Annotated in this window: 32 protein-coding genes and 1 pseudogene; 20 read left to right on the top strand and 13 right to left on the bottom strand. The window is 61.2% G+C overall.

Annotated features, from left to right (window positions below; all coding sequences use genetic code 11):
- Positions 1 to 81 precede the first annotated feature (81 nt).
- A complete protein-coding gene (locus tag LOC54_RS05520; protein ID WP_279312836.1) occupies positions 82 to 366 on the top strand; it encodes a carboxylesterase family protein in 285 nt (94 codons plus the stop codon).
- 48 nt (positions 367 to 414) lie between these two features.
- Positions 415 to 1,272 (top strand): carboxylesterase family protein, encoded by an 858-nt coding sequence (locus tag LOC54_RS05515; protein ID WP_279312831.1) that lies wholly within the window; start codon positions 415 to 417, stop codon positions 1,270 to 1,272.
- An 11-nt stretch (positions 1,273 to 1,283) separates the two neighbouring features.
- Here LOC54_RS05515 and LOC54_RS05510 read toward each other — a convergent pair whose 3' ends face one another.
- The 8 genes from LOC54_RS05510 to LOC54_RS05475 are packed head-to-tail and all read right to left on the bottom strand — an operon-like array spanning position 1,284 to position 6,854.
- Complete coding sequence (locus LOC54_RS05510; RefSeq protein WP_279312830.1) at positions 1,284 to 1,613, bottom strand: hypothetical protein; 330 nt, start codon at positions 1,611 to 1,613, stop codon at positions 1,284 to 1,286.
- The gene (gene ccmI / locus LOC54_RS05505; protein WP_408740301.1) at positions 1,610 to 2,344 is read right to left on the bottom strand and encodes a c-type cytochrome biogenesis protein CcmI; all 735 of its coding nucleotides are present in this window, start codon (positions 2,342 to 2,344) and stop codon (positions 1,610 to 1,612) included. Before ccmI ends, LOC54_RS05510 begins: the two co-directional genes overlap by 4 nt.
- On the bottom strand, positions 2,344 to 2,814 hold the full coding sequence (locus tag LOC54_RS05500) for a cytochrome c-type biogenesis protein CcmH (RefSeq protein ID WP_279312829.1): 471 nt from the start codon (positions 2,812 to 2,814) through the stop codon (positions 2,344 to 2,346). The genes ccmI and LOC54_RS05500 overlap by 1 nt, the downstream gene beginning before the upstream one ends.
- A complete protein-coding gene (locus LOC54_RS05495; protein WP_279312828.1) occupies positions 2,811 to 3,389 on the bottom strand; it encodes a redoxin family protein in 579 nt (192 codons plus the stop codon). The genes LOC54_RS05500 and LOC54_RS05495 overlap by 4 nt, the downstream gene beginning before the upstream one ends.
- Positions 3,386 to 5,368, bottom strand: coding sequence for a heme lyase CcmF/NrfE family subunit (locus LOC54_RS05490; RefSeq protein WP_279312827.1), 1,983 nt, complete (start codon positions 5,366 to 5,368; stop codon positions 3,386 to 3,388). Before LOC54_RS05490 ends, LOC54_RS05495 begins: the two co-directional genes overlap by 4 nt.
- 36 nt (positions 5,369 to 5,404) lie before the next feature.
- A complete protein-coding gene (gene ccmE / locus LOC54_RS05485) occupies positions 5,405 to 5,923 on the bottom strand; it encodes a cytochrome c maturation protein CcmE (protein ID WP_279312826.1) in 519 nt (172 codons plus the stop codon).
- Complete coding sequence (locus tag LOC54_RS05480) at positions 5,920 to 6,075, bottom strand: hypothetical protein (RefSeq protein ID WP_279312825.1); 156 nt, start codon at positions 6,073 to 6,075, stop codon at positions 5,920 to 5,922. The genes ccmE and LOC54_RS05480 overlap by 4 nt, the downstream gene beginning before the upstream one ends.
- Positions 6,072 to 6,854: a heme ABC transporter permease gene (locus tag LOC54_RS05475; protein ID WP_279312834.1), complete on the bottom strand. Its 783-nt coding sequence runs from the start codon at positions 6,852 to 6,854 to the stop codon at positions 6,072 to 6,074. The genes LOC54_RS05480 and LOC54_RS05475 overlap by 4 nt, the downstream gene beginning before the upstream one ends.
- A gap of 234 nt (positions 6,855 to 7,088) precedes the next feature.
- On the opposite strand from LOC54_RS05475, the gene LOC54_RS05470 reads away from it, so the two are divergent.
- From LOC54_RS05470 to LOC54_RS05460, 3 genes are all read left to right on the top strand, one after another.
- A complete protein-coding gene (locus tag LOC54_RS05470; RefSeq protein WP_279312824.1) occupies positions 7,089 to 7,382 on the top strand; it encodes a YciI family protein in 294 nt (97 codons plus the stop codon).
- 1 nt (position 7,383) lies between these two features.
- A complete protein-coding gene (locus LOC54_RS05465; protein ID WP_279312823.1) occupies positions 7,384 to 7,818 on the top strand; it encodes an EVE domain-containing protein in 435 nt (144 codons plus the stop codon).
- Positions 7,819 to 7,912: 94 nt separating this feature from the next.
- Positions 7,913 to 8,854 carry a DMT family transporter gene (locus tag LOC54_RS05460; RefSeq protein WP_279312822.1) on the top strand — a complete coding sequence of 314 codons (942 nt, stop codon included), beginning with the start codon at positions 7,913 to 7,915 and terminating at the stop codon, positions 8,852 to 8,854.
- Positions 8,855 to 8,865: 11 nt separating this feature from the next.
- On the opposite strand, the gene LOC54_RS05455 is transcribed toward LOC54_RS05460, so the two are convergent.
- A complete protein-coding gene (locus tag LOC54_RS05455; protein WP_279312821.1) occupies positions 8,866 to 10,251 on the bottom strand; it encodes a deoxyribodipyrimidine photo-lyase in 1,386 nt (461 codons plus the stop codon).
- Between the two features lie 113 nt (positions 10,252 to 10,364).
- Here LOC54_RS05455 and gluP point away from each other — a divergent pair, with 113 nt between their 5' ends.
- The 12 genes from gluP (at position 10,365) to LOC54_RS05395 (ending at position 20,802) form a co-directional block, all read left to right on the top strand.
- Positions 10,365 to 11,642, top strand: a complete 1,278-nt coding sequence (gene gluP / locus LOC54_RS05450; RefSeq protein ID WP_279312820.1) for a glucose/galactose MFS transporter — start codon at positions 10,365 to 10,367, stop codon at positions 11,640 to 11,642.
- 48 nt (positions 11,643 to 11,690) lie between these two features.
- Complete coding sequence (ruvC, locus tag LOC54_RS05445) at positions 11,691 to 12,206, top strand: crossover junction endodeoxyribonuclease RuvC (protein ID WP_279312819.1); 516 nt, start codon at positions 11,691 to 11,693, stop codon at positions 12,204 to 12,206.
- On the top strand, positions 12,203 to 12,814 hold the full coding sequence (gene ruvA / locus LOC54_RS05440) for a Holliday junction branch migration protein RuvA (protein WP_279312818.1): 612 nt from the start codon (positions 12,203 to 12,205) through the stop codon (positions 12,812 to 12,814). Before ruvC ends, ruvA begins: the two co-directional genes overlap by 4 nt.
- Positions 12,811 to 13,848 carry a Holliday junction branch migration DNA helicase RuvB gene (gene ruvB / locus LOC54_RS05435; protein ID WP_279312817.1) on the top strand — a complete coding sequence of 346 codons (1,038 nt, stop codon included), beginning with the start codon at positions 12,811 to 12,813 and terminating at the stop codon, positions 13,846 to 13,848. Before ruvA ends, ruvB begins: the two co-directional genes overlap by 4 nt.
- Positions 13,845 to 14,258, top strand: a complete 414-nt coding sequence (gene ybgC, locus LOC54_RS05430; protein WP_279312816.1) for a tol-pal system-associated acyl-CoA thioesterase — start codon at positions 13,845 to 13,847, stop codon at positions 14,256 to 14,258. The genes ruvB and ybgC overlap by 4 nt, the downstream gene beginning before the upstream one ends.
- 104 nt (positions 14,259 to 14,362) lie before the next feature.
- Complete coding sequence (gene tolQ, locus LOC54_RS05425; protein ID WP_279312815.1) at positions 14,363 to 15,109, top strand: protein TolQ; 747 nt, start codon at positions 14,363 to 14,365, stop codon at positions 15,107 to 15,109.
- A gap of 2 nt (positions 15,110 to 15,111) precedes the next feature.
- Positions 15,112 to 15,552 carry a protein TolR gene (tolR, locus tag LOC54_RS05420; protein WP_279312814.1) on the top strand — a complete coding sequence of 147 codons (441 nt, stop codon included), beginning with the start codon at positions 15,112 to 15,114 and terminating at the stop codon, positions 15,550 to 15,552.
- Between the two features lie 73 nt (positions 15,553 to 15,625).
- Positions 15,626 to 16,714 carry an energy transducer TonB gene (locus tag LOC54_RS05415; protein WP_279312813.1) on the top strand — a complete coding sequence of 363 codons (1,089 nt, stop codon included), beginning with the start codon at positions 15,626 to 15,628 and terminating at the stop codon, positions 16,712 to 16,714.
- 25 nt (positions 16,715 to 16,739) lie between these two features.
- Positions 16,740 to 18,086 carry a Tol-Pal system protein TolB gene (gene tolB, locus LOC54_RS05410; protein ID WP_279312833.1) on the top strand — a complete coding sequence of 449 codons (1,347 nt, stop codon included), beginning with the start codon at positions 16,740 to 16,742 and terminating at the stop codon, positions 18,084 to 18,086.
- A gap of 231 nt (positions 18,087 to 18,317) precedes the next feature.
- Positions 18,318 to 18,809: an OmpA family protein gene (locus LOC54_RS05405; RefSeq protein ID WP_279312812.1), complete on the top strand. Its 492-nt coding sequence runs from the start codon at positions 18,318 to 18,320 to the stop codon at positions 18,807 to 18,809.
- A 167-nt stretch (positions 18,810 to 18,976) separates the two neighbouring features.
- Positions 18,977 to 19,972 carry a porphobilinogen synthase gene (gene hemB, locus LOC54_RS05400; RefSeq protein WP_279312811.1) on the top strand — a complete coding sequence of 332 codons (996 nt, stop codon included), beginning with the start codon at positions 18,977 to 18,979 and terminating at the stop codon, positions 19,970 to 19,972.
- Between the two features lie 89 nt (positions 19,973 to 20,061).
- Positions 20,062 to 20,802 (top strand): arginyltransferase, encoded by a 741-nt coding sequence (locus LOC54_RS05395; protein ID WP_279312810.1) that lies wholly within the window; start codon positions 20,062 to 20,064, stop codon positions 20,800 to 20,802.
- A gap of 8 nt (positions 20,803 to 20,810) precedes the next feature.
- On the opposite strand, the gene LOC54_RS05390 is transcribed toward LOC54_RS05395, so the two are convergent.
- The 3 genes from LOC54_RS05390 to LOC54_RS05380 form a co-directional block, all read right to left on the bottom strand.
- Positions 20,811 to 21,050: a hypothetical protein gene (locus LOC54_RS05390; protein WP_279312809.1), complete on the bottom strand. Its 240-nt coding sequence runs from the start codon at positions 21,048 to 21,050 to the stop codon at positions 20,811 to 20,813.
- 77 nt (positions 21,051 to 21,127) lie between these two features.
- Complete coding sequence (locus LOC54_RS05385; RefSeq protein ID WP_279312808.1) at positions 21,128 to 22,336, bottom strand: aminoacetone oxidase family FAD-binding enzyme; 1,209 nt, start codon at positions 22,334 to 22,336, stop codon at positions 21,128 to 21,130.
- 8 nt (positions 22,337 to 22,344) lie between these two features.
- Positions 22,345 to 23,016, bottom strand: coding sequence for a glutathione S-transferase family protein (locus LOC54_RS05380; RefSeq protein ID WP_279312807.1), 672 nt, complete (start codon positions 23,014 to 23,016; stop codon positions 22,345 to 22,347).
- Between the two features lie 312 nt (positions 23,017 to 23,328).
- Between LOC54_RS05380 and minC the strand changes: the two genes are divergently transcribed.
- The 3 genes from minC to minE all read left to right on the top strand — a co-directional run bounded on the left by minC (position 23,329) and on the right by minE (position 25,275).
- Positions 23,329 to 24,018, top strand: coding sequence for a septum site-determining protein MinC (gene minC / locus LOC54_RS05375; RefSeq protein WP_279312832.1), 690 nt, complete (start codon positions 23,329 to 23,331; stop codon positions 24,016 to 24,018).
- Between the two features lie 157 nt (positions 24,019 to 24,175).
- Positions 24,176 to 24,991 (top strand): septum site-determining protein MinD, encoded by an 816-nt coding sequence (gene minD / locus LOC54_RS05370; RefSeq protein ID WP_279312806.1) that lies wholly within the window; start codon positions 24,176 to 24,178, stop codon positions 24,989 to 24,991.
- Positions 24,988 to 25,275, top strand: a complete 288-nt coding sequence (gene minE / locus LOC54_RS05365; protein ID WP_279312805.1) for a cell division topological specificity factor MinE — start codon at positions 24,988 to 24,990, stop codon at positions 25,273 to 25,275. Before minD ends, minE begins: the two co-directional genes overlap by 4 nt.
- 24 nt (positions 25,276 to 25,299) lie before the next feature.
- Here the strand turns inward: minE and LOC54_RS05360 are convergent.
- A pseudogene (locus tag LOC54_RS05360) lies at positions 25,300 to 25,990 on the bottom strand (hypothetical protein); the annotation flags it as partial.

Below are 25,990 nucleotides of genomic sequence, written 5' to 3'. Positions count from 1 at the left end.
GATCAGCATCCTGTGAATCACATTTTTAGCCCAATGGGTACCCCGTGAGTCTGATCAAGAAACGGTTGGTATGAGGGAGTTATTCTTGTCAGTATCGCCTACCGCACAGGCCCGTTCGGCTTCCTCGCGCATCCGCTGCTCAGCAGACAGTCACCCGACAGAACCTCAGGAAATTATGGCCTGCTGGATCAGGTCGAGGCGCTGAAATGGATCCGGAAAAACATAGAAACCTTTGGCGGAGACCCGGATCAGGTCACGCTGATGGGCGAGTCCGCAGGTGCGATCTCGGCAGGTATTCTGGCGATCTCTCCCCTGGCGAAGGGACTGTTTGCAAGGGTTATCAGCCAGAGCGGCGGCACTCTTTAGCCCCCGCGCTCCTGGCGGTCTCTCATGCCCAACCACGCGGCGCTAAGCATGCCGACACTCAGCGTGGCGGAAGGGCAGAGGCGCTTCTTTCTGAACGAGATGAGAGTAAGAACTCTCGCCCAGGCCTATGTGCTTGAGGCGGATGAACTGGTGAAGGCTGCAGGCCCCGTAATGGCCAGATTCTGGCCTCCTCTGGACGGTCATGTGCTGCCGGGAGATCCATACTCCCTTTATGAGGCCGGTCTTTATAACGACGAGCCGGCCCTGATAGGCACAAACTCAGATGAGGGCGCGCTGTTCATGCCCCACACAGGCGTGGAGCTGTATAATCTGGGTGTGGAAAAGCAGTTCGGCCTTTTCGGCCCCAAACTGCTCGCTGCATATTCGGCCGATACGGACTGTGCCTCCCTGCATGCCGCAAGGGAAATCGTCGGAGACTCGATCTTCCGCTGGCCGACATGGGCTTGGGCGAGGCTGCAGTCCAAAACCGGAAAATCGCCGGTCTATTCCTATCTGTTCAGCCGCAAGACCCGTAATGTCAGTATTCCCGGCCCGGTCGGCGCACTGCACGCGAGCGAGATTCCCTTCGTGTTCGGTAATCCTCAGCCGGACTGGACGGATGCGGACCACGCCTTGTCCGATCTGATGTGCACCTACTGGGTAAATTTCGCCACGACGGGGCATCTGTCAGGAAAAGGCCTGCCCGAATGGGACAAGAGCGATGTGCGCGGCTCAAGGCTGATGAAGCTCGATATCAGGAGCAGCCGCATGATCGACGAACCCTGCATGGACCGGCTGCAGCTGTTCGATCAGTATTTCGCATGGCGCCGCCGCGAATTCATGTCACCGAAAAGCAGCGCCCATATCAGCCACGACCCTGACGATGATGAGTGCAGCGGAGTCTGACGGAGGCAGCCTCAGCCTCTGCCAGAGCGGGAATTCTTCAGCCAGCGATTCCCATGCTTGCTGTGGACCACCAGAAAACCGACGGAAGTCGCACACAGCACGGCAAAGATACCGAGAAAAATCCCGGTATGCAGGAGGAGTGACAGCGCAAGCCCGATGCAGAAGCCGATTGCGGAATAGAGCGCGGTTTCTTTTGCCGTTGCCCCGAAATGCCGCACGGCTCCGCAATGCGGACAGATCTCCTCAGTCGCGCGAAGCTTGCCAAAACAGACCGGGCAGATTGCAATCCCTTCGGACTTCCCGGGCTGTGCAGAGAGCTTCTTCCGGCGGACCGTCATCATGGCGCGGTTTCCTCGTGCACCCCTTCCGCGATACGTGCTTCCACACTCCTGCGCCAGGGAGCATCTTTCGGTGCCCCGTCCAGCGCCCGGCGGAACAGAGCCACCGCTTCCGCAGAGACATGCCCGTCGGCACGGACGTGCAGCTCCGCCACCTGTGCCGCCAGCTCCGGATCGAACTTCAGATCCAGCGCCCGCCCCCAGTCCCTGGCCGCCCCGGCATACTGCCCCGCAGCGGCCTCAGCCTGGCCCAGCAGCAGATATCCCTGACGCAGGCGCGGATCATCCGGAGGAAGGGAGCCCAGTGCAGTCCGTAATCTGCTCAGGGTATCATCAATCTTACTATTCTCAGCCGCCTGTGCGGCAAGCCGGGCTTTGAGGGGCTGTGCGGGAAGGGAGGGCTGCCCGCCGGTCAGGTAAAGCACGGTCGCCATAACGGGAACGGCCCCGAGACCCAGCCACAGGCGCAGGTTCGTAATCCGGTCAGTCATGCCAGTTTTCACCTGATCTGCGGCCAGAATCCGCCGCTGCACTTCCAGATATGCAACCCCATGCTCTGCCGGAGCGATCATTCCCGTCGTAAGATCGCGATCAAGCTCGGCAAGCTGCAGCCTGTGCAGCGCCAGCGCCGTCTCACGCTCGTCGCGCTGCCGCGTTCTTCCGCGGACCGAAACTGCAGCCGGAAGAAGGGTGATCACGCTCAGAATCACGATGCCTGCCCATGTCAGAAGCATCAGTGTCTCTCCCCGGAAGATGTCAGATCGTCCAGCCGAGCAGCCTCGTCCTCACTCAGGGGGGCAGGTGCCTCACTCTTTCTGCGACGGAACATGATAACCGCGGACAGCAGACCGATCATAAGTGCCAGAAGAGGCATGCCCCACAGCAGGGCCGTCGCAATCGTAAAGGGCGGGCTGAGCCGGATGAAATTGCCGTAGCGCGCAACCATCCAGTCCATGATCTGGCGATCCGTCTCACCCTTCGCAACATGCTCGCGTACGGCACGGCGAAGATCACGGGCCAGCCCCGCACTGCTGTCCTCAATGGATTCATTCTGACATACGAGGCAGCGCAGCCTGGAGCCGATCGCCTCGGCACGGGCTTCCTGCTTCGGATCATGAAGCATTTCCGAAGGGTCATCCACGGCGGATGCCGTCAGAGGAAGGAAAAACAGCCCGGCAAGCAGCAGGAGGACCGGCTTCCTCATGCGGAAAGCCGCTTCAGTGTCGCGGACAGATCAGCGCGGACAGCACTGTTATCAAGCCCGCCCGCACTGTGCCATGCAATCCCGCCGCCCGGGGCAATCAGAAAGCTCTCCGGAACACCGGACACGCCCCAGTCAATAGCAACACGCCCCTGGCGATCAGAGGCGATTTTCACATAGGGATTTCCGGCACGACGGATAAATCCGGAGGCGTTCTCAGGCTTATCCTTATAGGCAATGCCCCAGATCGGCACGGTGTTCCTCAGTTCCAGAAGCGCTTGCATCTCCGCGATACACGGGATGCACCAAGAGGCGAAGAAATTCACCAGAACAGGAGAGGTCTGCAGTCTCAGCTCGGCTGATGAAAACCCCTGTCCGGGATCCTGATCCGGCAGGCGCTCAAACTCCGGAACGGCTTTGCCGGTGGCTGGCGCATTGATGTCATGCGGGTTGAATGTCCCGGACGACATACCCGACAGCATCCGCCAGAATGCGACACCGGCCCCGCCGGCAGCCACGACAGGAAGAGCCATCAGAAGACGGCGGCGGGAAGGAGAGGGGGAGGGCTGGTCGCTCATCCTGCGTCCACATGCGCTGTTCCGACCGGAATGCGACGGGGTGCCGCAATACGTATCCGGCGATCGGAGAGAGAAAGAAAACCGCCCAGCGCCATCACCAGGGCGCCAAGCCACATCCAGGGAGCCAGAGGGTTGTAATGCAGGCGCAGCACATAGGTCCGGTGCGCCGCATCGCCATGCTGATCACCGATCACACCATACAGATCCGACAGCAGATTCGTATGGATCGATACCTCGGTGGTCGTCTGGTTCTGGGCGTTGAAACTGCGCTTTTCCGGATGCATGACAGCCACGATCCGGCCCTTGCGGCGGATTTCGATCCGGGCAGCCAGAGCGGTATAGTTAGGACCAGGCCGGGTCCGCACATCCGTCAGTGTCCAGTCATACCCGGCAAGATGCTCGGTCTGTCCTACGGCGATCTCCACGATCCGGTGCTGCGCCTGGGACATCCCGGCAAGCCCGAGCACCGTCACACCCACACCGGCATGCGCTATAGCCGTGCCGACAGCAGAGCGTGAAAGGCCACGCAGACGGCCCAGAGACCGGGAGAAAGGCTCACGGAACAGCGCGATCCGCGTGGCGATATCGGTCACGGATGAGGCAATTACCCAGACCGCAAAAGCCGAGGCCAGAACCGGCAGTACCCCTTTGAGCCCCCACAGGGACACGGCCAGAGCGACCAGCATGGCAATTGCCGCAGCCTGCAGGCGCCGCAAAACCGGCCACATCCTGGCTCTTTTCCACGGCATCATCGGCGCGATGCCCATCACGGCAAACAGAGGCAGGGCAAGAGGCACGGTCGCCGCATCAAAGAACGGCTTGCCGACGGAAATCGTTTTGCCGAACAGAAGGGACATGAAAGGCGGATACATCGTGCCGGTCAGCACCACTGCACACAGCGAGCAGAGCAGGATGTTATTCAGCACAAGCATTCCCTCACGCGAGACGGGGGAAAACAGCCCCCCGGCCGTCAGCGACGGTGCCCGCCAGGCGAACAGCGTCAGGGAGCCGCCGATCACCAGAGCCAGAAGGCCGAGGATGAAAACACCGCGTGCCGGATCATTCGCGAAGGCATGAACGGAATTCAGAATCCCCGAACGCACGAGGAAGGTGCCGGACAGGGAGAAGGAAAATGTCCCGATCGCCAGAAGAACGGTCCAGATCTTCAGCGCCTCACGCTTTTCCACGACGATGGCCGAATGCATCAGCGCCGTCCCGGAAAGCCAGGGAATGAGCGAGGCATTCTCCACAGGGTCCCAGAACCAGTATCCGCCCCAGCCGAGCACATAATATGACCACCAGGAGCCAAGCGCGATGCCGCAGGTCAGGAAGCACCAGGCCGCAACAGCCCAGGGCCGGACCCACCGGCCCCAGGCCGCATCGACGCGGCCTTCAATCAGTGCCGCGACTGCAAAGGCAAAAGGTACCGCAAAACCTACATAACCGGTGTAGAGAATGGGCGGATGGAAGGCGAGCCCGGGATCCTGCAGCAGGGGATTCATGCCCTGGCCGTCCATCGGTGCAGGCCAGATACGATCGAACGGGTCCGATGTGGTCAGGCAGAACAGCTCAAACCCGGCAGCCACACCGCCCAGAATACCAATGACACGCGCCCGCAGGGCCGTCGGCAGATTCCGCCCGAACGCCGCAACCGCCGCACCGCAGATTCCAAGAATCAGCGCCCACAGAAGTACCGAGCCTTCATGGTTTCCCCAGACACCGGTGATCTTGTAGAGCAGCGGTTTGGAGACGGCACTGTTCTCGGCAATGTTGGAGACGGAAAAATCATCCGTCACCGCAGCATAGATCAGGCAGAGGAAGGAGTAAGCCAGAGCGATCAGCTGCCCGATGGCCAGACCGGGTGCAACGGCCATCAGCCGTGCGTCACGACGCTGCGCGCCGCTCAGGGGCAGAACCGCCTGCGCCAGCGCCAGCGCGCAGGCAAGAGCGAGGGCAAACCGGCCGAGTTCAGGACTCATAACGGAACCTGACGGAAAAAAAGAACATGCAGGACATCACGAGCCGCCACGGGCCGTGCGCCCGTCCCTGGCGGTCATGCTGCTCCAGCTTGAGGCATCCGGCGGCGGGCCGAATTTCGGGTCCCATTTGCCGCTTTTCTGCAGCGCTTCAGCCACTTCCTTGGGCATATAGGTCTCATCATGCTTGGCCAGAACCTCGCTGGCCGTAAAGCCACCGCCCGCAGCCGCCGTACCGACAGCAACCACGCTCTGCCCCTCACGGAACAGGTCCGGCAGAATACCTTCATAGCGGACGGTCACGGCTGCCTGACCATCCGTCACATCGAAACGGTTGACCGGTGTTTCTCCGTGCAGTTCACGCCGCACGGACCCCGCGACAACCATTCCGCCAAGGCGGACGGTGTGATCGGGCGCGGGCGGATGCGCTGCAACCTGGGACGGCGTCATGAAAAAGACGATGTTGGACGAAAACGCGTTCAGCGTCAGTCCGGCAGCCGTTCCCAGCCCGGCCACACAGGCAACCACCAGCCACAGGCGGCGTGTCTTGCGTTTCATGCCCGCTCCTTCAGCGAATCAGGACGTGCGGCCTCAAGAACGGCCAGACGCGCCCGGGCCTTCCTCAGCCGGATCACCGCTCCGCAGGACAGCCAGACGGCAACGGACACCGCAAGACCATAGGCGGCCGCAATATAGGGAAGGTGGGTCATACAGTCTGTTCCCGGTGATCAGATACAGATGCGCGTGCTGCCCGGGACGCCGGAGAGGCAAGGAGGATGCGGGCGCGGTTTTCCATCACGGATGCCCGCAGCCGCGCCACGACGATTGCGGCAAAGCCAAGCGTAAAACCCAGGGCCGAAAGAGCCAGAGGCCAGAGCATGGAGGATGCCATCGTCGGCGCACGGGTGAGCGTGATGCTCGCCGGCTGGTGAAGGGTGTTCCACCACTGCACGCTGAACTTGATGATCGGCAGATCCACGGTCCCGGCCAGAGCAAGAATGGCCGCGGCGCGATAGCCCCGCTGGGGATCGTCAAAAGCCCTGATCAGCGCGATATGCCCGAGATAAAGGAAGAACAGCACAAGTACCGAGGTCAGCCGCGCATCCCACACCCACCAGGTGCCCCACATCGGCTTGCCCCACAGGGAACCCGTGGCCAGACACACGGCCGTCACGGACGCGCCGACAGGACCGATCTCGGCCGCGGCAAGATCCGCAAGGCTGTGCCGCCATACAAGAGAGAGCAGGGAACAGACGGCCAGGGCAAAATACCCCGAGGAAGCCAGCCAGGCACAGGGAACATGCACATACATGATTCGTACGGAATCGCCCTGCTGCCAGTCTGCCGGGGAGAAAAACAGCCCCCAGCCAAGCCCCGTCAGCGTCAGCAGGAGGGCAGGCCATGTCAGCCAGGGCTGAAGCCGGGCGCCCAGACGCAGAAAACGGCCCGGATTGGCGTAGCGATGAAACACGGCACCAAGACGTGCCATCAGACCAGGCTGTGCGTTCAAGATCCGTCCGTCTCCGTGTTGCGCAAAGGAAGTGACGGGCGAGGCTGCATCCCCGATCGTTCCTCCCCGAAAAAGGCTCGTGCTGCGTATGGTCCTACACTATGATGCCGCGCCTGACACGGCCCCGGGCCGCATACGGGACCAGCGCAGCGCTGCAGTCACAGGCTGAAGTGTCCTGTATGGTCCGCTCTTGCAAGGGAGAATATCTTAAAAATGCTCTTCAGCATCACCTGCACCGACAAGCCGGGCGCGCTCGCAACCCGGATGGCCACCCGCCCGGATCATCTGGTCTATCTCAATACCTGGGCCGAAAAATTCACCTTCACCGGCCCGATGCTGGACGCGGAAGGCCGCCCCTGCGGAAGCCTGATCCTCCTCAATGCCGAAGACCGGGCGGAGGCCGAACGGTTTGCCGCAGGAGACCCGTATGCAAAGGCCGGACTGTTCGAAAGCGTCGTGATCCGGCAGCTCAGACCCGTATTCCGCGACGGCGTTCTGGTGGAATGAGATGACAGGATCCGGACGATCATACTGGCTGGTCAAATCCGAGCCCGACGCCTTCTCCTGGGATGAGCAGGTCGCAAGGAAGGTCGAACCCTGGACAGGCGTGCGGAACCATCAGGCAAAAAACAACCTCGCCGCCATGAAAAACGGCGATCTGGCGTTTTTCTATCACTCCAATGTCGGGCGTGAGATCGTCGGCATCGTCGAGATCGTCCGGGAAGCCTATCCCGATCCGACCGCAGAGGACGGGAAATGGGTCTGTGTCGATGTCCGCGCCGTCGGCCCCGTGCCGAAGCCGGTCACGCTGGCGCAGATGAAGGCTGATCCGGAACTGTCCTCTCTCGCCCTGATCCGTCAGTCCCGCCTGTCGGTCGTGCCGGTCTCGTCCGGGGAGTGGAACCATATCTGCAGCCTCGGCGGAGTCAGGTCAGCGGCCTGAAGCCGCCTCTTCCGCGCCGGGTAGCGCATGATTGCATATCCGGTGCGGAAGAAGGATAGTTCCGCCCGGAGAACATCCTCCCGGAAAACGGATCATGGCAGAGCAGACCCGCAACGATACGCACTACGATAATCGGGCGTGGCTCACGCTCGGGCTGCTCTCTGTCTTCTGGGGCGGCTCCTTCCCGTTCTATCGTATTCTCGCTCCCGTTCTGCCCCCGTTCATGCTCGTCCTGGGGCGAGTCGGGCTGGCAGCGCTCTTCCTCCATATCGTGCTCCTGATCCGGAAACAGCCGCTGAAGCTGTCCCGGACCTCCGCCTTATGGATGCTGGTGCTCGGAGCGCTGAACTGCGCTATCCCCTTCAGCTTCTACGCCTGGAGCGGGCAGAGAATCCCCGGAGGAGTCGCGGCAACACTGAACGCAACGACGCCGATCTTCACCGTCATTGCCCTGCATGTCGCAACATCGGACCAGAAACTGAACCGCAGAACCATACTTGGCTGTCTGTGCGCCTTTGCCGGTGTGTTCGTGCTGATCGGCAGGGACTTCATCACCGGACAGTCAGCCGCGTGGATATGGGGAGAGCTCGGCTGCCTCTGCGCGACAACGAGCTATGCAATCGGAGGCGTTTTCGCCCGCAGACTGGCCGGAGTTGCGCCGCTGCACCTTGCGACAGGCCAGATGACCGCCGCCGCCCTCTGCGTCCTCCCGCTCGCCATCTTCATGGAAAACATGAGCCCGCTCCGGCCCATGACCACCTCATCATGGAGTGCGGTCGCAGGCTTCGCCCTCTTAAGCACCGCCATCCCCTACATGGTCTATTTCCGGCTCCTGGCACGCTACGGCGTGACAATGGCCTCACTCGTCACCTTCATGACACCCGTGACCGCCATCCTGATGGGCGCTGCATTTCTCGGAGAGCGCCTCTCATGGAATGTGTGCCTGGGCGGCGTGCTGATCGGCGGCGGCCTGATCGTCATCGACGGACGTATCCTGCGTCGTCTGTGGAAGCGTGAGGAACCGACACCAGCCTGAAATCCGGCCGGTCAGGAAGAAAGATTTTTCCATGCGGCAAGAGCACGTTCCCTCGCCGCCCGGTGATCCGTGATCGGCGCGGGATATCCCTTCACACCACCGGCCTCCCAGGGAGCATGGATATCCCTGTCGGAAAGCCCCGCAAGTTCAGGCACCCACTGCCGGATATAGCTCCCGTCCGGATCGAATTTCCGGGACTGAAGAACAGGATTCATAATCCGGAAATAAGGCGCCGCATCAATGCCGGTGCCCGCACTCCACTGCCAGTTCATCGGATTGCTGGCCGGGTCGTGATCCGTCAGCATATTGGTAAACCATCGTTCCCCCTCCCGCCAGTCAATCAGAAGATGCTTCACCAGGAAGGACGCACTCACCATACGCACGCGATTATGCATCCATCCGGTATGCCGGAGTTCCCTCATCCCCGCGTCAACCAGCGGATAACCCGTCCGACCTTCGCGCCAGGCTGCAAGATCTTCCGGATCATCACGCCAGGGCATGGCGTCAAACTCCGGTCGCAGGTTCCGGGTCGCCATATCCGGTTCGGCAGACAGCACGGACCAGGCAAATTCCCGCCAGCCCGCCTCGGTCAGGAATTTCTCAGGGCATTCTCCGCGTTCAGCCGCATCCCAGAGCCGGATCGGGCTGATATGTCCGAATCTGAGATAGGGAGACAGGCGGGATGTGCCCGCGCGGGAAGGAAAATCCCGGTTGCGTTCGTATTCCGCGGCATTCCGGAGAAAATCGGCAAACAACTCCAGCGCCTCATCCTCCCCGGGTGTCCAGCTCTCCTGCAATCCGGCCAGCCGGTCGGATTGTTCAGGCACAAGACCATAATCCTCCGGAGCAACGGTCGCCGGATCACAATCCGCCGGCAGAGATGCGAAAACAGGCGCTTCAGGCTCGGGCAGCAGGGATATAAACGGAGACTTCGCCCGCGCCGTCCGCCAGAAAGCGGAAAAGACCTTATAGGGTGTGCCGGATCCGGTGCGGATGCTGTGCGGCTCATGAAGAAGGGCTGCCGGGAAACTCAGAGCCGTGATGCCATCTTTTTCAAGACGTGCCCCGATGATCTCATCAGCACGGAATCCCGCCGGATCGTATCTGCGGTTCCAGAAAACGGCTCCGGCTCCGGTCTTTCTGACAATCTTTCCAAGAATGTTCTCAGACGATCCGCGGAAGACGTGCAGCGCACCGCCCTTGCGGCCAAGACTCCCGTTCAGGGCCCTTATTGCTTCGTCCAGCCACCATCGTGCTGCCGTACCCGGAGACCTCGCTTCATCAAGGATGAAAATGCACAGAACCGGACGCCCGCTCCTGACAGCGGCATCAAAGGCAGGATTGTCCGAAAGTCGGAAATCCTCGCGAAACCACATGATCGCCGGAGACTGTTCCATGGGTGCCCCTGAGGTTGATCCGACATATCCGCGCCTGACAGAAAAATCAGGGGACCACATGCATGTTCCTCCTGTCCATCCGCAACGCGCTAGGGCATAGATACACATTCGGAATGAGCAGGAGAGATCTTCTGGTGCGCTGGTTTCCGACGGAAAGTCCCGCCGGACGATACGGCTGGCGACCCGTCATCGTCATGTCCGCGCTGTTTTTCAGCATCGGCTTCGTCACCTGGCTGAACGGACCGCTTATCACCTTCGTGCAGGTCGCTTTCAGCCTCAGCGATGTCGCCGCCTTCCTCGTTCCCGCCTGTTTCTATCTGTCCTATCTCGTCTTTCCTCTGCCCGCCACGCTGCTCTCCCGGCGCACCGGCCTGAGAAAGGGCCTCATTATCGCCCTGTGCATCATGGCTGCAGGCACGGCCCTGTTCGGTGAATGCATCACCGTCCGGAGCTATGCAGGCGCGCTGACCGGCCTTGGCGTTCTGGGGGCAGGGCTGACCCTGCTGCAGATCACGATCAACCCTTATGTCTCCCTGCTGGGTGCGCCGGACCGTGCCGCGCAGCGCATCGCCATCATGGGCGTATCCAATAAATTTGCCGGAATCCTGGCCCCGGTCCTGTTCGCCTTCCTTGTGATGCCCGATGTCGGAAATGTCGCGTCCGGTCTGAAAAACACACCGCCCGGCCCGGAGCGCGAAGCCCTGATCAGCGCCTTCACCGGCGCCGTCCACGGCCCTTACATGATCATGGCGCTTCTGCTGCTGGTGCTGGCCCTGTTCGTCTCCCGGGCGCGGCTGCCGGAGCTGGATATCGGCAGCACGGAGGTATCGCTGAATGTAACCTCGTCCGGCTGGCTCCTGAGCGGCGTATTCGCCATGTTTCTCTATGTCGGCGTGGAGGTGCTGGCCGGAGATGCGATCGGCTCCTTCGGACATGCGCTCGGCCTGCCTCTGGACACGGCAAAATATCTCACTGCCGTAACCCTGGCCGCCATGATGGCCGGATATATCGCCGGAATGATCGCAGTCCCCCGCTTTATCGCGGGGGAACACTGCTTCCTTGTTTCCTGCACGGCCGGGATCATTCTGTGCATACTCACGCTGCTGCTGCCCGGAACGCTTCCGGTGCTCTGCGTCGCGCTGCTCGGATTTGCCAACGCCATGATCATGCCGACGCTGTTTCCCTTCGTGCTTCAGGCCGCAGGGGAAAAGGGAAGCCGGATCACCGCACTGCTCGTGATGGCCTTTTCCGGAGGCGCGGTCCTGCCGCAGATCTATATCCACGTCACACAGTTCTGCGGAGCCCGTCTGGCCTTTTCCGCCCTCGCGGTTCCGGCCTATCTTTTCATGGCGGGATGGATGATCGCCTTCCGGAAGATGAGGGCAGCCTGAGATGGGACAGAGCTTATCAGAGTTCCCGAAATGTTCTAATATCCTCTCATGACAGGAACAGCACGTCTTCTCGGTATCGATCCCGGCCTCCGTTTCACAGGCTGGGGTGTGATCGACAGCACAGGTAACCGCCTGACATGGATCGCAGGCGGTGTGATCGATACGGACGCAGAGCTTCCCGTGCCGGATCGCCTGCGGACCCTGCATGAAGGGTTGCTGGAGCTGATTGAGCGATATTCCCCGGATGAGGCCGCCGTGGAGGAAACCTACGTCAACCGCAACGGATCCTCGACGCTCAAGCTCGGCTATGCCCGCGGGATCGCATTGCTGGCCCCCGCGCTCGCAGGGCTGACCGTTTCGGAATACGGTGCTATGGCCGTCAAGCGCGCCGTGACAGGCACGGGTGCCGCAACGAAGGAACAGGTCGGGATGATGGTGCGCCGTCTGCTGCCCGGTGCGACGATCCGCAAGGCCGATGCCTCGGATGCCCTTGCCGTTGCAATCTGCCATGCCCATCACCGGACCAGCCGCCAGCGCGTTCTCAGCGGACAGCGCCTCGCATGATCGCCTCGCTCACTGGCCTGCTGACTCACACGGACACGGACCGCTGCGTCATAGACGTCAACGGCGTCGGATATCTCGTTTTCGCCTCAACCCGGACGCTTTCCTCCCTGCCACAGCCGCCGGAGCGCGCAGGCGTGCTGGTCGAGACCGTGGTGAGGGAGGACGCGATCCTGCTCTACGGCTTTGCCGAAGCTGCGGAACGTGACTGGTTCCGCCAGCTTACGGCCATTCAGGGAGTGGGGGCGAAAGTCGCGCTCGGCCTGCTCTCCACCTATTCTCCCTCGGAACTGATCGCCGTGATCTCCGCCGCGGACAAGACCAGCCTGACGCGCGCCCCCGGCGTCGGCGGAAAGCTTGCGGACAGGCTTCTGACGGAACTGCGGAATAAGGTCGCAAAACTTCCCTCCGGTGGCCCGGTCGCGATTGCCTCAGCCGTGCAGGTCCCCGGGGAGACCGGGCTGGAGGCAGACGCGCTGCTCGCCCTGGCCGGACTCGGCTTCCGGCGGGCAGAGGCCTGGCCGGTTGTGACACGTCTGATCACGGAAGCAGACACGCCTCCGACGCTCGACACTCTCCTGCGTGATGCCCTGCGTGAGCTGGCCGCATGAACAACGTTCTCGATCCTGAACGCAGGGAGGAAGATACGGGAGAGGGCGCACTCCGTCCCCAGTCCCTTGCCGATTTCACGGGACAGAAAGCCAGCCGGGAAAATCTGGCGGTCTTTATCGAGGCCGCACGGAGCCGGGGAGAAGCTCTCGACCACGTCCTGCTGCACGGACCGCCGGGCCTTGGGAAAACCACCCTGGCCCAGATCGTCTCACGCGAACTCGGGGTCGGCTTCAGGGCCACATCCGGTCCGGTCATCCAGAGGGCAGGGGATCTTGCCGCGATCCTGACCAATCTTCAGCCGCGTGATGTGCTGTTCATTGACGAAATCCACCGGCTCCAGCCCGCGATCGAGGAAATCCTCTATCCGGCGATGGAGGATTTCCAGCTCGACCTCATCATCGGAGAAGGCCCGGCCGCACGTTCCGTAAGGATCGATCTCGCGCCCTTCACCCTCGTTGCCGCCACCACCCGCGCCGGTCTGCTCGCCACGCCCCTGCGGGACCGTTTCGGTATCCCCCTCAGGCTGATCTTCTATACACCGGACGAACTGAAGCTGATCGTGGCACGCGGCGCACGCAAGATCGGCTTCAGCCTGACGGATGACGGCGCGGAGGAAATCGCCCGCCGCTCCCGCGGCACTCCGCGTATCGCAGGCCGCCTGCTGCGCCGCGTGCGTGATTTCACCCTGGTCGCAAAACAGGATGAGGCAGATCGCGATGTCGTGGCCGCCGCACTTGCGCGGCTGGAGGTGGATGATCTCGGACTGGATGCGATGGACCGCCGCTATCTGAGACGGATCGCGGACTTCCATCACGGCGGTCCCGTCGGTGTCGAGACCCTGGCCGCAGCACTGGCCGAGGCACGCGATACGCTGGAAGATGTTGTCGAACCCTATCTCATCCAGGAAGGCCTCGTCCTCAGAACCAGCAGGGGACGCGTCCTCGGAGAAAGGGGGTGGCGGCATCTGGGGCTGAAACCTCCGCCGCAACCCTCTGAACAGCCAGATCTTCTCAACGAAAGAGACGACGAATGACCACGCACAGCATCGATTTCCGCATCTATTATGAAGATACCGATGCCGGAGGCGTGGTCTATCACGCCCGCTACCTTGCCTTCGCGGAGCGCGCGAGAACAGAAGCCATCAGAAGCCTCGGCATGCCCGCCTCACAGCTTCAGTCCGAATACGGTCTGGCCTTCGTAGTCCGTTCCGCTCATCTGGATTACCTGACCCCCCTGCGTCTGGACGATATCGTGACGGTCACGACACGCCTCACGGAGCAGAAACCTGCAAGCTGCCGCCTCCTTCAGGTTTTCGATCATGAAGGCAGACGCTGCGTGGACGTCGATGTCCGGCTCGCCTGCGTGCGGGTCTCGGATATGAAAGCTGCCCGATTTCCGCCATCTTGGCGTGCTCTTCTTGCCAGACTTGCGGACGACTCCTGAGGGTCACTTCTGCTTTTCGCAGGAACTCATTAAGGAACGCTGCATGGTTCGGTGCAGCCTCGATTCGCACGGTCTGACAGGATCGTGGAAAAGAGGCGCGGAGTATGCCCGCAGGGCAGGAGGGGTTCTTGGATCAAGCGGTGAGCGCGACGTCACTCGGTGCGGCTGCGGCTGCAGGGAATATGTCGCTGTGGGGGCTGTTCGCGCAGGCCTCTCTGGTCGTCAAGATCGTGATGATCGGCCTTGTTCTGTGCAGCATATTCGTCTGGGCCGTCATTATCGACAAATGCGTCACCATCCGCCGCATCGCCCGTGAGGCAACCGCATTCGAGGACAAATTCTGGTCCGGCGGCAGCCTGGACGATCTGTACGAAATCGAAGGTGCCCGCCCGGTCCACCCGATGGCCGCCGTGTTCGGTGCCGCGATGGGCGAATGGCGCCGTTCCTCCCGCATTCCCGGAATCGACCTGATCCACGGAGGCGTGAAGGAGCGTGTGGACAGAGCCATGTCCATCACGATCACGCGTGAGATGGATCGCCTGGAGCGCTGGATGGTCATCGTCGCAACGGTCGGTCCGGTTGCTCCCTTCGTCGGGCTGTTCGGAACCGTATGGGGCATCATGCACTCCTTCAGCTCGATTGCCGCGATGCACAACACCAACCTCAGCGTCGTCGCACCGGGTATCTCGGAAGCCCTGTTCGCTACGGCCATCGGTCTGGCCACCGCCATTCCGGCCTATGTGGCCTACAACCTCATCAGCGGCAGTCTGTCTAAATTCCAGGATCGTCTGGAAGGCTTCGGGACGGAATTTGCCGCCATCCTGTCCCGTCAGTCCGAAGAGAGAGCCTGACCATGGGAATGTCCGCCGGTCCGTCCGGCCGGGGACCGCGCCGCCGGTCCCGGCCCCAGGCTGAAATCAACGTCACGCCGCTTGTCGATGTGATGCTGGTGCTGCTCATCATCTTCATGGTGACGTCACCGATGATGACCAGCGGCGTGAACGTGGATCTGCCGAAAACCGACGCAAAGCCGGTCAATGCGGACACAAAGCCGATAACCGTGTCGATCAAGGCAGACGGAACGCTCTGGCTGGGTGACAATCAGGTCACGGCAGACCAGCTGATCGATCAGCTCAAGGCGGCCTCCTCCAACGATCCGGATCACCGTATCTTCGTACGCGGAGACGCACATATCGACTATGGCAAGGTCATGCAGGTGATGGGGCAGGTCACCGCAGGCGGCTTCACGCATGTGGCCCTGCTCGCGCAGCAGCCACCGGCCACCGGCCCGTGAGCGGCAGTATCATGTCTGAATCCGGGCGTGATCTGTCATGTCTGACTTTCTGAGACGGATCGAGAGAAATCCCATGGTTCGGCTTCGCCGTTCCGAAAAAACCCTGCTGCAGCGCTCGACAGCCCTGTCAGCCGGCGCGCATGTCCTTGCCATCGCGCTGCTCCTGCTCACGCTTCCGACATCCAAACTGCCGGAACCCGAAGAGCAGAAGCCGGTCGAGGTGCAGTTCGAACCGCCAGGCTCGGATAGCGGCGGCGCCCCGGCCAAGGCCTCCGCTCCGGCAGAAGAACCTACACCGCCCGCACCGGAAAAAACCGAAGCCCCTCCGGCACCGACGCCGCCTGCAGCCGCGCCGATAGAGGAGGCTCCCCCTCCGCCGCCTCCGCCGCAACCGGTCCCGCCGCCTCCGCCGCCTTCCGAATCCCTGCCTCTGCCGGACACACCCGTTCCGCCAAAGGAAGAGACACCGGCACCGGTCGAGACACCGAAAACCGAAAAGGTAGAAAAGCCGCAGAAAACCGAAAAGGCTGCGGTCTCCAAGCCCTCCAGCACGAAAAGCACGGCCCAGGTCGCGTCCCTGCCATCGGACCTGTCCGCGCCGTCGCCGACTCATGCCGTCACGGCCCCCTCTCCGGTCAGCACGCCGACAGACACGCTGCCCGATATGGCCGTGCCGTCACACAGCACGCAGCCGAACAAGGCAAAGAAGACGCAGGCCGATTCCAGTTCGCTGCTCTCGACCCTCGACTCCTTCCGCTCGGATTCGAAGCAGACACATGCGCCGAACGCAAAAGCCAATCCGGCCCAGGGCGGCTCGCCGAAAGGCGGCGGGACGCCGAACGGGGATATCACCCAGTCCATGAGCGCGGGTGATCAGCAGGCCATCGCAGGCACGGTCCGCGCCTGCTACAGCGAGGACACGGCCGCAAAGGACTACGCCTCCTTCTCGGCCCGCCTGATCGTGACCGTCGACGCGACAGGAGTGGCCCGCCTCGTCAAATTCGAGCCTTCAACACAGGCCAGGATGAATGCCGACGCGTCCTACCGCGCCCTGGCGGAGCGGGCGAGACAGGCCGTGCTGAGTCCGAAGTGCTCGAAGCTTCCCATTCCGAAAAACCTGCTGGGCCAGACACACCAGCTCAAATTTCTGTTCCGGCCATAAGACCGGACTCTCAGGAGACCTGATGATGACACGCCTGAACACCGAAGGTTACCTCAGCGACGGGGAAGCCGAGCAGCTTGCCTCGGCATTCAGCCGCCGCGCACTGCTCGGCAGTGGTCTGGCCGGAGCCGCCGTCATGGCCACGCCGCTCAGTGCCTTTGCCGCGGGCAGCGCTCCGGCTGCGGAAATCACGGTGGATAAGGCACGCTCGGAGCCGATCCCGATCGTCATCCCCTCATTTGGCGGCACTATCGGTAATCAGATCACCTCGGTCCTGACCAGCGACCTCAATAATACCGGCCTGTTCAAGGTGATCAGCGGTTCCCCGGGTTCCGGTATGCCGGACCTCTCCTCCTATAAATCGATGGGGGCCCGTGCAGCAGTTTCCGGCGCGGCAACAGGGGAGGGGTCGGTTCGCGTCGAATTCCGCCTGTGGGACGTGCTTTCACAGCAGCAGATCCAAGGCACGGCCTACTCAACGACGGCAGCAAACTGGCGTCGTATCGCGCATATCATCGGCGATGTGATCTATCAGCGCCTGCTGGGTGAAAAAGGCTATTTCGATACGCGCATCGCCTTCGTCACACGCTCAGGCTCCATGAAGCAGCCGGTCATGCGTCTTGCCATCATGGATCAGGACGGCGCGAACTATCGCCAGCTCAGCACCGGGCAGACCAAGCTGCCCTCCTTTAATCCGGTGCGCGATCAGATCGCCTTCCTGTCCTATGCCAGCGCCAGACCGAGAGTGATGCTCTTCGATCTCCAGAGCGGCAGGCAGCGTATCCTCGGAGATTTCTCCGGTGTGCCACTCGGCCCGCATTTCTCTCCGGATGGCGGCACCATCATCGTGCCAGTCGCCCGTGGCAGCGGGTCTGAGCTCTATTCTGTCAGCGTCGCTTCCGGTGCGGCACGCCAGATCACTTCCACAGGCGGGGCGATCAACGTCAGTCCGAGCTTCAGTCCGAACGGAAGCCAGATCGCCTTCACATCAGACCGCGGGGGCTCTCCCGCCCTTTACGTGATGAGTGCATCAGGCGGTGCCGCAAGGCGCATCTCCTACGGCAGCGGTAACTATGAGGAGACATGCTGGTCCCCGCGCGGAGACCTGATCGCGTTCACAAAAGTGGGATCGGGCGGATTTTCTCTCGGCGTCATGAATACGGACGGCTCCGGAGAGCGCATCATGACCCAGGGATATTCGGTGGAAAGCCCCACATTCTGCCCGAACGGACGCGTCCTCGCGTTCTGCAGCAGTGGTGGCGCAGGAAGTCGGTCTTCCATTGGCACGGTGGATATCACGGGATTTCATGAACGCATGATTCCGCTGTCCATGTCCGCCATCAGCCCGACCTGGTCCCCTAGAAACGTCTGATCAGGATCACCCGACAGCATTTCCCTCTGTCATGCAATTACCTGGGGAGGGAAATGCTACAGCCGCAGAGAATGCCGCTTGACCGGATGCGGGCGGTGTGGCTTGCTATGTTCAGCCGCAGGTTTTGAATACCCCGTAACGGGCAGGAAAGCCGTGGCTGGCGGAGACATCCGGCCCGTTTTTTCTTCTGTAAATTCCGTAAAACCGGATACAGATCCCAGGATCAGAGACATGAAACTGAAGCTTATCAGTGCAATCGGACTGGCGGCACTTCTGGCCGCCTGTGCGGACGACCAAGCAAATCAGGGCGCGGCCACCGGCTCGGGCGACATGAGCGGACAGCAGCAGGTCGCAACCGGCCCGGCTCCGGGAACCGAGGCAGATCTGGTCGCCAATGTCGGAGATCGCGTGTTCTTCGGTCTGAACCAGAGTGGCCTGAGCTCCGATGCAAAAACAACCCTGGACAAGCAGGCCGACTGGCTCGCGAAGTATCCGCAGGTCGCCGTGCAGCTCGCCGGTAACTGCGATGACCGCGGAACCGAAGAATTCAACCTTGCACTGGGTCAGCGCCGCGCCAACGCCGCCCGCGACTACCTCGTCGCCAAAGGCACGGCCTCCTCACGCATCACGACAATCTCCAACGGCAAGGATCAGCCGACCGCCGCAGGAGAGGGTGAAGACGTCTGGGCCCAGAACCGTAACGCCATCACGTCGGTTCAGTAATACAGCCTGAAAAGGTCCGGCGGACGTACTGCCCGCCGGACCACGGAACCGTGCTTTCACTGAAGAGCACGCTTCCCTTCCGGCCTGCGTGATCAGAGCGGGCCCGTCCCGGCTCCCCGGTCTGTTTCTGAGGAGCCTTCCTCAGGAATCGGGAATCAAAACAGATCATGAGCGTCGGCCAGTTTCCCCTGACCCGTATGCGTCGGAATCGTCAGGACGATTTCACAAGACGTCTCGTCTCAGAAAACACCCTCACGACAGACAACCTCATCTGGCCGATATTCGTCATGGATGGCGAGAATCAGACCACAGAGGTCTCCTCCATGCCCGGCGTGCAGCGCGTGACAGCGGATCGTCTTGCCGCCCATGTGGAGCCTGCAGCCCGCCTGGGAATTCCCGCCGTAGCGCTCTTTCCCATCACACCGGCCTCTGCGCGCAACGCCACGGGAACGGAAGCGCTCAATCCGGATAATCTGATGTGCCGCGCCGCACGAATCCTGAAAAAAGAATTCCCGGAGATCGGACTCATCGGAGATGTGGCGCTCGATCCCTACACGGATCACGGACATGACGGCGTCATAGAAGACGGATATGTCGTCAATGACACATCTGTCGAAATCCTGGTTCGCCAGGCGGTCAACCAGGCCGCCGCCGGAATCGATATCATCGCCCCGTCAGATATGATGGACGGACGGATCGCCGCCATACGCACCGCCCTGGACAGGGAAAATCTGACCTCAACACGAATCATGTCCTACGCGGCAAAATACGCCAGCGCCTTTTACGGACCGTTCCGTGACGCACTTGGATCGGGCGGCCTTCTGAAGGGGGACAAAAGAACCTATCAGATGGACCCGGCCAACAGTGACGAGGCCCTCAGGGAGGTTGAACTCGACCTGGCAGAAGGGGCGGATATGGTCATGGTAAAACCAGGCATGCCCTATCTCGATATCATCCGCCGCGTCCGCGACCGCTTCGCCGTGCCCACATTCGCCTATCAGGTCTCCGGCGAGTATGCGATGCTGATGGCAGCCATACAGAACGGCTGGCTCGATCATGAGAAGGCCGTAATGGAAAGCCTTATGGCATTCCGCCGCGCCGGGGCCAACGGAATCCTGACCTATTTCGCCATCGAGGCGGCAGAACGTCTGAAAGCGGGCTGAACAGTCACATTCTTTCGTTGAAAAATCTCTGAATCTCCGGACACACTGGTGTCAGTCGATACCAGCCGGGGCAGGGAGATCAGGAGCAGATGACATATCCGGTCCGCCATCCCCAGCTGTTCTACACGACCGCACCGTTGCCGTGCCCGTATCTCGCGGGGAAAACGGAACGCAAGGTTGTGACGGATCTGTCCGGACCGGATGCGGACATACTGCATAACCGACTTTCCCAGGCCGGTTTTCGCCGAAGTCATGCCATCGCCTATGCACCCGTCTGCCATCAGTGCAGCGCCTGCATCCCAATTCGCCTTCCGGTCGGACGCTTCCGTCCCGACCGGACGCAGCGCAGGATATTCAGGCGTAATGCAGATACAGACTGCTTCGACGTACCGCCCTGCGCGACCACAGAGCAGTACGAACTGTTCAGGAAATACCAGTCCGCCCGCCACTGCAGCGGAGACATGGTCGCGATGTCATTTCAGGATTATCGCGGAATGGTGGAGGAAACCCCCGTCGAAACCTGCATCTGCGAATTTCGTGATGCTGAAGGCCGACTGATAGCGGCAACCCTGACGGATGTCCTCAATGACGGCCTGTCTGCCGTCTATACCTTTTACGATCCGGATATGCAGCACCGCTCGCTCGGAACCTACGCGGTCATGATGCTGGCAGAATTCGCCCGCAGACAGAAGCTGCCCTATGTCTATCTGGGATACTGGATCGCACAGAGCCCGAAGATGGCCTACAAGGCCCGCTTCCGTCCGGCTGAAATCCTCATACGCGGAGCGTGGAGGGAACTGGAGGCTCAGACCGGGGCGCTCCCGGCCTGAGCGAAAGATTATTTCTGGAAAACGTTGCCGTAGGACGCAGCGCCAAGACCAGGGCAGCTGCACGGTGCTCCCACCGGCGTCGCCACGGGAAGCTGGCAGGTATACACACCAGCCTTACAGGTGCCGCCCAGCGGCGTGCCAGGCGGTGCATTAGCCGCAGAGACCGGAGATGCAGCCGTCCCGGTGCAGGCCGCCAGCAGCGTCGCAGCAACAGCCAGACCAGCATAGCGCAGTTTTGCAATCATCATGGATAATATCCTTCAGAGACAGAAAGAAGCACGACGCTTCTCATAACGCAGCGGAGAACGATCGGATGCCTGAAAAATCAGGCTTTCTGATGATGGGTCCTCGCCGCAATCGCCAGCCCGGCCGCGTGACCGCCCGACCACGCCCACTGAAAATTATAACCGCCAAGCCATCCGGTCACATCGACAGCCTCCCCCACGACATAGAGTCCCGGAACGTCCCGCGCTTCCATCGTCTGAGAGGACAGGGCGCGTGTATCGACACCGCCGGTCATGACCTCCGCCTTGGCATAGCCTTCCGTCCCGGACGGAAGAAGACGCATCTGCTTCAGAGCCGCCTCCGCCGCACGAAGCGTCTTGTCAGACCAGTTCGCCGCCTCTGAAGTTCCCAGCAGACGGGGTGCGAGGACACGGGCCAGGCGCTCGGGCATCAAGGCATTGAGAACCGAGATACCCCCCGCACGCGGCCTCTCCCTGCGCGCGGCCCGCAGCGTATCAAACACGTTGTATCCCGGCAGAAGATCAAGCCCGAAGCTCTCACCTTCAGGAATCCATGAGGAAATCTGCAGGATCGCCGGACCCGACAGACCGCGATGGGTAAATACCATACCGTCCGTAAAACGCTTTTTTCCAAAGGAGGCCATGACCGGCAGGGATGTCCCCGCCAGAGCATGCATCCATTCATCCTCAGCCCCGTCGAAGACAAGCGGAACCAGACCCGGTGCGGTCGGAATGACAGGAAGCCCGAATCTCGCAGCCAGGGTCAGGCCAAATCCGCTCGCACCCATTTTGGGAATGGAAAGACCACCGGTCGCAATCACCAGAGACGGAGCCTCCAGAATCCTCGCTGTCGTCGTGACCCGGAAAATCTCCCCCCCGGACACATCCGTAATGCGCTCACCGGTATAAAGCCCCACGCCGCCTGCTGCACATTCATCAAGCAGCATGGACAGAATATCGCGGGCGGAAGAACTGCAGAAAAGCTGCCCCGGCGTCTTTTCATGCCAGGCGATGCGGTGCTTTTCCACCATCTTCAGAAAATCACGAGGCGTGTAGCGCGCAAGGGCAGAGCGTATGAAATGCGGGCTGGCAGACAGATAGCGATCCGCCGCAGCCTCCATATGCGTGAAATTACACCGTCCGCCCCCGGAAATCAGAATTTTCCGGCCCGGCTCCGCATTATGCTCGATAACGGCAACACGGCATCCCCGCTGCCCAGCAATCAGAGCCGCCATCAGCCCGGCAGCCCCGCCGCCAAGCACGATGGCATCGCAGGTCTCAGCCCGCATCGGAACGATCAGAAATCCAGATTGGCATAATGCGTCGGAGGATTGATGCCCGGCACGCGGTCATTGAGAACCGAACGGAAGCAGGGGCGGGACTTGATCCGCGCATACCAGTCCCGGGCAGCCGGAGCCCGGCTCCAGTCGATATCACCGATATAATCAAGCGAAGAGAGATGGGCCGCCGCGGCAAAATCCGCCAGAGACAGCGCAGGGCCTGCAAGCCATGACCGCGCCTCGGCAAGCTGCCCGATATATTCAAGATGCGGACGAAGATTGGCATATCCTTGGCGCAGCGCCGTCCCGTCAGGATTTCCACGTCCGGAAATACGCTTGAGAACCTTCTCTCCCAGCAGATTGCGGGTCACGTCACGGGCGAATTTCTCATCAAACCAGGCAATCAGACGCCTGACCTCCACACGCTCTGCCAGTGTGCGGCCCAGAAGCGCTGCCGAATCAGGATAGGCTTCCTCAATATACTCGCAGATGACCCGCGAATCCGAAACCACCAGTCCGTTCTCCTCCACAAGAACCGGAACCTCACCCGCCGGGTTCATCTGGAGAAACTCCGGCCGCTGCTCCCAGACACGCTCGGTCATAGGCTCGAACGGAAGGCGCTTCTCCCCGAGGACAAGACGGATCTTGCGGGAAAACGGGGAAAGAGGAAGGTGATAAAGAATACGCATGGCGAACGTGTTATCTTACATCTGCGGGGAGTCCGTCCAGAGGACGGATACGAGGGCTCCCGCACTTATCAGCTGAATTCGTAAAAAAAATGGCAGCAGCAATCCCGGCTCGACACCCGGGGGAAGAGCGGGCTACGAGAGCAGGCGGAACAGACCGCGCCGGAACAGGTCCGGCACGGGAATTGATGATGCAAGGAGCAGAGGTGACAACGCTCCGGAATAAGCGGGACGGTTCGGGTTTTGACTGACGCAGCACGTAATTCTGCCAGCAGATCTTCTGGTGACGACACTTCCGGGGAGACAGCGCCGGCGCTGCCGCGTATCCGCGCGGGAGGCCGCTCCTTCCTCGCCCTGGTGCTGACACCGGAAGCCCCTCTGGATCAGTGGATGGCCGCGCTCGACGTGCAGATCGTAAGATCGGCAGGCTTCTTTTCGGGCAAGCCCGTCATCCTCGATCTCTCACTCGTCACCGAAGAGACGGCGCATCTGGCCGAATTCGGCCCGGCTCTGAAGGAACGCGGAATCCGCGTGATCGGGATCGAGGGTGCAGACCCGGAATGGGCGGTTTTCTCAGGATGGGAATGGCCGGAAGGTTTCGCCGGCGGCCGCTCATCTCCGGCCACTCCGGTCCCGGATGATGAGCACGGCGATACCGCAGAGCCTGAAACCCCACCAGGCAGCCTCATTCTGGAAGAAGGGCTGCGCTCCGGGCAGTCCATCGTCTATGCCGAGGGAGACGTCATCGTCCTCGGTGGTATTTCTTCCGGAGCCGAGGTTTCGGCAGGCGGCTCGATCCATGTCTATGGCCCTCTGAGAGGACGCGCCATCGCGGGAATCGTCGGACGCCCCGATGCCCGCATCTTCGCACGGGTTATGGAGCCCGAACTCCTCGCAATCGACGGATACTACGCCATAACCGAAGAGCTGGACCCGAAAATCGTCGGCAAACCGGGCCAGGCGGTCCTCGTGGATGACTGCCTGATCATCCGGCCGCTGACCTGAAAGAAATACCGCAACCGCGCCTTATCCCCGCCTGAAAACGGGAATCGTTCGTGATTCCTGCTTTCAGGCAGAGGGGCATATGGGGTAAGAGCGTGCGGGAAAAGATAAGTGCATCCCGGCTGCCGAAAGGCGCGGACACGAAGGAGAGTCAGCTTTCATGGCGAAGGTTCTGGTTGTTACGTCAGGCAAGGGCGGGGTAGGCAAAACCACCAGCACGGCCGCTCTCGGCGCCGCGCTGGCGAAAAGCGGAAAAAAAGTCGTCCTTGTCGATTTCGACGTCGGCCTCAGAAACCTCGATCTCGTCATGGGAGCGGAGCGCCGGGTCGTGTTCGATCTGGTCAACGTCATCCAGGGCGATGCCAAGCTTCCGCAGGCGCTGATCAAGGATAAACGCCTCGACAATCTCTCCCTGCTGCCTGCCTCACAGACCCGGGATAAAGACGCGCTGACCTCTGAAGGCGTGGCCCAGGTCATCAAGGAACTGCGTGAGAAATTCGACTGGGTCGTGTGCGACAGCCCGGCCGGGATCGAGCGTGGCGCGCAGCTCGCCATGTATCACGCAGACCACGCCGTGATCGTGACAAATCCGGAAGTCTCCTCCGTCCGCGACAGTGACCGCATCATCGGCCTGCTGGACAGCACGACGGAAAAGGCGAAAGCCGGACAGAAGGTCGAGAAACACCTTCTGCTCACCCGATATGATCCGTCACGGGCCGCCCGGGGTGAGATGATGAGCGTTGACGACGTTCTTGAAATCCTCTCCGTCCCGCTGATCGGTATCGTGCCGGAAAGCCAGGAAGTGCTGAAAGCGTCCAATGTCGGCGCCCCGGTCACGATTGCAGAGCCCGAAAGTGCGCCGTCCCGTGCCTATTTCGACGCCGCCCGCCGACTGAGCGGCGAAAAGGTCGAAATCGCCGTCCCGACCGAAAAGAAGGGCTTCTTTGACTGGCTGTTTAAGCGGGGTGCGGCATGAGCTTTTTTGGCAGCCTGTTCAGCCGGAACAGAAACTCCGCATCAGTCGCCCGCGATCGCCTCCAGATTCTTCTCGCCCATGAGCGCTCAAACGCTTCCGGAGAGGACCAGTCAGAGCTTCTGGTCCAGCTGCAGAAAGAAATAATGGAAGTGATCCGTCGCCACGTGTCCGTTGATCAGGACAAGGTCCAGGTCAAGCTGGATCGCGGCGAAAGCTGCTCCATGCTCGAAATTGATATCGAGGTGCCCGGCCTCGAGAAGCTGACGAACAAGCCTGAATCCTGACGGGCTTTCGAAACCGGAGCCTGATCAGCTCCGGTTCGCATTTTCCGGAACCCTGACGGCAGAGTGCTGTCTGATAAAATCAGGCAGCCGGCGCACGATTTCAGAGACGGGCTCAGACCAGTCAAGCGGCCTGATCTGCTGGAAAATGGTAAGAGAGCCATACCACGGCGAGTCTGTCCGTCGGCTGAGCCAGCGCCAGCACTGATCAAATCTGGACAGCATCCAGACAGGCTTGCCCAGTCCTGCGACAAGGTGAGCCGTGGATGTATCCACCGCAATCACCAGATCAAGACATGATGCGAGAGCCGCCGTGTCATCAAAATCCCGCAGCATGTCCGTATAATCCGTAATTTCCATGCCGGAAGGCGGATGAGCAAGCTGAGCAGACGGCTCTCCCTTCTGCAGACTGTAAAATCTGACGGATTCCGAAAACTTTCTGAGCGGCGCCAGTTCCTGCAGCTGCATCGAACGTCTGCGATCAGCAATTTCAGCCTCGCGAATCTCCCGATGCGGCGCACCGGCCCAGACAAGGCCGATCCGCACGGGACGGCCACCTCCGGCCGGAGCCAGACATTCATCCGCGCAAAGACGTTTTTCCCAGAAAGCTGCTTTTTCAGGATCAGCGGTAAGATATCCCTTGACGTGCCCCCCTTTTTGTATCCACTCAAAAGGAGAGTTCCCGTTTTTTATGGCTTGGGGTTGATGGGATGACAAG

Source organism: Acetobacter sp. AN02 (genome assembly GCF_029759835.1).
Lineage (GTDB): Bacteria > Pseudomonadota > Alphaproteobacteria > Acetobacterales > Acetobacteraceae > Acetobacter.
Note: the sequence above shows the minus strand (reverse complement) of the source record. Positions and strands in the feature narration are given on the sequence as shown.